Origin of the sequence: Microbacterium sp. 69-7 (assembly GCF_001897985.1) — a bacterium.
In the GTDB taxonomy this organism is placed as follows: Bacteria; Actinomycetota; Actinomycetes; order Actinomycetales; family Microbacteriaceae; genus Microbacterium; species Microbacterium laevaniformans.
The window spans coordinates 5,962-10,886 of the sequence record NZ_MKRU01000052.1; the positions used below are offsets into that span (position 1 = coordinate 5,962).

At 71.8% G+C, this 4,925-nt stretch carries 7 protein-coding genes and 1 pseudogene; all 8 read left to right on the plus strand.

Annotated features, from left to right (window positions below; translation table 11 throughout):
• The coding region (locus BGN98_RS04660) for an RsmB/NOP family class I SAM-dependent RNA methyltransferase (protein WP_288119893.1) at nt 1-1,116 on the plus strand (1,116 nt) is incomplete at its 5' end.
• A gap of 25 nt (nt 1,117-1,141) precedes the next feature.
• Nucleotides 1,142-1,813 (plus strand): ribulose-phosphate 3-epimerase, encoded by a 672-nt coding sequence (rpe, locus tag BGN98_RS04665; protein WP_288119895.1) that lies wholly within the window; start codon nt 1,142-1,144, stop codon nt 1,811-1,813.
• Between the two features lie 61 nt (nt 1,814-1,874).
• Nucleotides 1,875-2,135 (plus strand): annotated as a pseudogene (locus tag BGN98_RS04670) (phosphoribosyl-ATP diphosphatase); the annotation flags it as partial.
• 46 nt (nt 2,136-2,181) lie between these two features.
• Entirely contained in the window at nt 2,182-3,024 is an 843-nt protein-coding gene (hisG, locus tag BGN98_RS04675; protein WP_061683450.1) for an ATP phosphoribosyltransferase, read from the plus strand.
• A 1-nt stretch (nt 3,025) separates the two neighbouring features.
• Nucleotides 3,026-3,790: an imidazole glycerol phosphate synthase subunit HisF gene (gene hisF / locus BGN98_RS04680; RefSeq protein WP_061683449.1), complete on the plus strand. Its 765-nt coding sequence runs from the start codon at nt 3,026-3,028 to the stop codon at nt 3,788-3,790.
• Nucleotides 3,787-4,170 carry a phosphoribosyl-AMP cyclohydrolase gene (hisI, locus tag BGN98_RS04685; RefSeq protein ID WP_061683448.1) on the plus strand — a complete coding sequence of 128 codons (384 nt, stop codon included), beginning with the start codon at nt 3,787-3,789 and terminating at the stop codon, nt 4,168-4,170. Before hisF ends, hisI begins: the two co-directional genes overlap by 4 nt.
• Nucleotides 4,167-4,781, plus strand: a complete 615-nt coding sequence (locus tag BGN98_RS04690) for a Trp biosynthesis-associated membrane protein (RefSeq protein ID WP_061683447.1) — start codon at nt 4,167-4,169, stop codon at nt 4,779-4,781. The genes hisI and BGN98_RS04690 overlap by 4 nt, the downstream gene beginning before the upstream one ends.
• Before the next feature lie 37 nt (nt 4,782-4,818).
• A partial coding sequence (locus BGN98_RS04695; protein ID WP_288119899.1) for a DUF6704 family protein occupies nt 4,819-4,925 on the plus strand: 107 nt, incomplete at its 3' end.

Genomic DNA, 4,925 nt, shown 5'->3' on the forward strand with positions numbered 1-4,925 from the left:
CGCCTGGGAGTGCACCAGCTCATCGCGATGCGCACGCCGGCGCACGCCGCGGTCAACGAGACGGTCCGGCAGGTGAGGAAGGCCGTCGGCGCCCCGGCCGCCGGGTTCGCCAACGCGGTCCTGCGCCGTGTCAGCGAGCGGACGCCGCAGGAGTGGGACGACCATCTGGCCGCCGCCGCGCGCTCCGACGATGAGCGCCTGGCGGTGCGCTTCGCGCATCCTGTGTGGGTGATCCGCGCCTTCCGCCGGGCGCTGGCCGCCGAGGGGCGCGCGGACGAACTGGAAGAGCTGCTGGCGGCGGACAACGCCGCACCCGTCGTCACCCTCGCCGCGCTGCCCGGACTGGCAGAGCGACCCGCCGAGGCGACGTTGACCCCGTACTCGCCGCTCGGGTTCCGCTCCGCCGGCGGTGATCCGGGGGCGCTGGTCACAGCATCCGGGGGACTCGTCCGGGTGCAGGACGAGGGCTCGCAGCTGGCCGCGCTGGCCCTGGCACGCGCACAGCCTGTCGCCGACGGCGAGCGCTGGCTCGACCTGTGCGCCGCCCCGGGCGGCAAGACGGCCGTCCTCGCCGCCGAGGCGCTCGCCCACGGTGCCACGCTCGAGGCGAACGAGCTGTCACCCGCGCGCGCCGGGCTCGTGCGGGACTCCGTGTCCGCCGTGCCTCTGGAGGTCCCGGTCTCGGAGGAGGACGGCCGGGTACGCGCGGGGCGTGGACGCTACGACCGCATCCTGGTCGACGCCCCCTGCACCGGGCTCGGTGCGCTCCGCCGCCGCCCGGAGGCGCGGTGGCGAAAGCAGCCCGTCGACGTGCCCGAGCTGGCGGCGCTGCAATCCGAGCTTCTGTCGGCGGCGCTCGCCGCACTGCGTCCCGGGGGCGTCGTCGCGTACGTGACCTGCTCCCCGCATCTCGCGGAGACGGCCGCGATCGTGGCCGACGCGCTGCGGACCGCCGACGGCGCCGTCGAAGAGCTGGACGCGCGTGCCGTCGTCGCCGCGATCGCCACGGATCCCATCGACCTCCCCGCCCCCGCGGACGGGTCGGGCCGCGCACAGCTGTGGCCGCACCGGCACGGCACCGACGCGATGTCGATCTCTCTGCTGCGCAAGCGGTGATCGCGGCGCCGACTAGGGTGGTGCCGTGACCGGCGACATCCGCATCAACCCCAGCATCCTGGCCGCCGACTTCGTCAACATGCAGGCGGAGTTGGCGCGCATCGCGACCGCCGACTTCGTGCATGTGGACGTCATGGACAATCACTTCGTGCCGAATCTGACGTTCGGTCCGCAGATGGTCGAGCGCATCCAGGCGACGAGCCCCGTGCCGCTGGACGTCCACCTCATGATCTCGGATGCCGACCGGTGGGCGCCCGGGTACGCCGAGCTTGGCGCGGCATCCGTCACCTTTCATCTCGAGGCGGCGACCGACCCGATCACTCTCGCGCGGCGACTCCGCGCGATCGGGTCGCGAGCCGGCGTCGCCGTCAAACCCGCGACACCGGTCGAAGGCCTGTACGACGTGCTCGACGAGTTCGACCAGATCCTCGTGATGACCGTCGAGCCGGGCTTCGGCGGCCAGTCCTTCATGGCCGATCAGATGCCCAAGCTCGCGCGTCTGCACGACGAGGCGCGCCGGCGCGGCTCGCAGGTGTGGCTGCAGGTCGACGGCGGCATCTCCGAGTCGACCATCGCGCAGGCCGCCGAGGCCGGCGCCGACACGTTCGTCGCCGGATCCGCGGTCTTCGGCGCGGACGAGCCCGACCGGGCGATCGCCGCGCTGCGCCGACTCGCCACCGAGCATCACCGCCACTGAGCACCGCCGCCCGCGGCTGGCGGCGCGCGGGCGCGCCGAGGACCGGTAGCCTGAGAGGGGGAAGACGTTCGACGCCCTGTTCGCGGAGCTGACGACGACCGCCGAGACCCGTCCCGAAGGCTCCGGCACGGTCGCGCAGCTCGATCGCGGCGTGCACGCCATCGGCAAGAAGATCGTCGAAGAGGCCGCGGAAGTCTGGATGGCCGCGGAGTACCAGTCCGACGACGAGACCGCCGAAGAGATCTCGCAGCTGCTGTACCACCTGCAGGTGCTGATGCTCGCCAAGGGCCTCACGCTGCAGGACGTCTACCGACATCTCTGAGCGCGTTCCCGCCCCCGCTCGTCCCGACACCGAAAGCCCTTCACCCATGCTGCGCATCGCCGTGCCGAACAAGGGGTCGCTCGCCGACACCGCCGCCGAGATGCTCGCGGAAGCCGGATACATCGGCCGCCGCGACCCCAAGGACCTCCACGTCATCGACCCCGTCAACGAGGTCGAGTTCTTCTACCTGCGCCCGAAGGACATCGCGACCTATGTCGGTTCCGGCGCACTGGACGTCGGCATCACCGGCCGCGACCTGCTGCTGGACGCACGGATGCCGGGTGCCCGCGAGATCGAGAAGCTGGGCTTCGGCGGCTCGACCTTCCGCTTCGCCGGCCCTCCCGGGCGCTTCACGCAGGTGAGCGACCTCGAGGGTCTGCGGGTCGCGACGGCGTACCCGGGGCTGGTCGACGGCTTCCTCGACGAGCAGGGAGTCGCGGTCGACCTGGTGCCGCTGGACGGCGCGGTGGAGTCGGCGGTGCAGCTCGGCGTCGCGGATGCCGTCGCGGACGTGGTATCCACCGGCACGACGCTCCGCCAGGCGGGTCTGGAGATCTTCGGCCCGGTGCTGCTCGAGTCGGAAGCGGTGCTCATCGGCGCTCCGAGCGAGGCCGAGGGCACCGAGACCCTGCTGAGGCGACTGCGCGGCGTCATGGTAGCCAGGCGTTACGTCCTCATCGACTACGACCTCCCGGCGTCGCTGGTCGACGACGCGGTCGCCATCGCTCCCGGTATCGAGTCGCCCACGATTTCGCCGCTTCGCGATCCCGAATGGGTCGCCGTGCGGGTCATGAGCCCCCGCAAGACGGTCAACCAGGTGATGGACGCGCTGTACGCGATCGGCGCGCGCGCGATCCTGGTGACCGCGATCCACAACGCGAGGCTCTGACATGTCGCTCGCACGACGGGTCATCCCCTGTCTGGACGTGGCCGCCGGCCGCGTCGTCAAGGGCGTGAACTTCGAGAACCTCCGCGACATGGGTGATCCCGTCGAACTCGCCGCCCTCTATTTCGCTCAGGGCGCCGACGAGCTGACCTTCCTCGACGTGACCGCGACGGTCGATGATCGTTCGACGACCTACGACGTCGTGCGCCGCACGGCCGAGGAGGTCTTCATCCCCCTGACCGTCGGCGGCGGTGTGCGCAGCGCCGACGACGTGGCCCGTCTGCTCGCGGTCGGGGCCGACAAGGTCGGCGTCAACTCCGCGGCCATCGCGCGCCCCGACCTGCTGGGCGAGATCGCCGATCGCTTCGGCGCGCAGGTGCTGGTGCTGTCGCTCGACGTCAAACGCGCGCCGGGCACCCGCTCCGGTTTCGTCGTCACGACCCACGGCGGTCGGACCGCGACCAGCCTCGACGCGCTCGACTGGGCGCGAGAGGCGATCGACCGGGGAGCGGGGGAGCTGCTGGTCAACTCGATCGACGCCGACGGCACGAAGGACGGGTTCGACCTCGAGCTCGTCGGCCTGATGCGCGAGCTGTCCTCCGTGCCCGTCATCGCCTCCGGAGGCGCCGGAAGCGTCGAGCACTTCGCCCCGGCCGTGCACGCGGGCGCCGACGCGGTGCTCGCGGCATCCGTCTTCCACTCCGGGCAGCTGACGATCGGCGACGTCAAGGACGCGCTGACGGCGGACGGGATCGAGGTGCGCCGATGAGCGCCGTCGACGACGCTCGCATCGACCGCGTCCGCTTCAACGCGGACGGGCTCGTCCCGGCGATCATCCAGCAGCACGACACGGGCGACGTGCTCATGCTCGGCTGGATGGACGCCGAAGCCCTCCGCCGCACGCTCACCGAGGGACGGGTGACGTTCTGGTCGCGCTCCCGCCAGGAGTACTGGCGCAAGGGCGACACGTCGGGTCACGCGCAGTACGTGCGCGGCGCCCGGCTGGACTGCGACGGCGACACCCTGCTGATCGCCGTCGAGCAGATCGGTGCCGCCTGCCACACCGGCGATCACACCTGCTTCGACGCCGACGACCTCTCTCCCGTCGTCGCCCTCGCACCGCTCGATCACGGCGGCGACCCGTCGTGACGGCACGCGCACGCAGTTACGCGGTCCTCTCGATCATCGCCGGCGGCGCCCTCGCGATCATCTCGTCGACCCAGACGTGGCTGGACGTCGCCTTGGATGCCGGTGCCACCGCATCCCTCACCGTCGCCGGCGCGAAGGGGTTCACCCTGCTCGCTCCGCTCAGCCTGGCGGCGCTCGCGCTGGGCCTCGCCCTCACGGTGGTCGGACGCGTGCTGCGTTACGCGTTCGGAGCGGTTGCGGTCATCATCGGCGGCACGCTGCTGATCGGTGCGGGACGCATCGCGATCGAACACCCCGTGGATGCCGTCTCGGCCGCGGTGACGACGGCCACCGGCCTGTCGGGAACGGACGCGATCGACGGGCTGGTCGCCTCGATCACGTCGACGCCCTGGCCGTGGCTCACGGTGGTCGCGGGCGCACTGGTCGCCGTGGGCGGCGTCCTGACGCTCGCCGCGTCGCACCGCTGGCGCGGCAGTGGACGCCGGTATCGCACGGACAACCCGAGCCCGTCGGCGGCGGGATCGGCCACGGGTGCGGCCGCGTCGCGCCCGCACGACGCGATCGACTCCTGGGACGACCTGTCGCACGGCGACGATCCCACCGCCCGCTAGACTGGCGGGTAACCCCCGAATGAGACCGAGGAGCACCATGAGCAACAGCATCGACGACCCCGGCCACGGACACTCGCCCGCCGCCTGGACGGCTGTGGTCATCATGCTGCTGGCCGTCACGCTCGGCACGGTCTTCTACTGGTT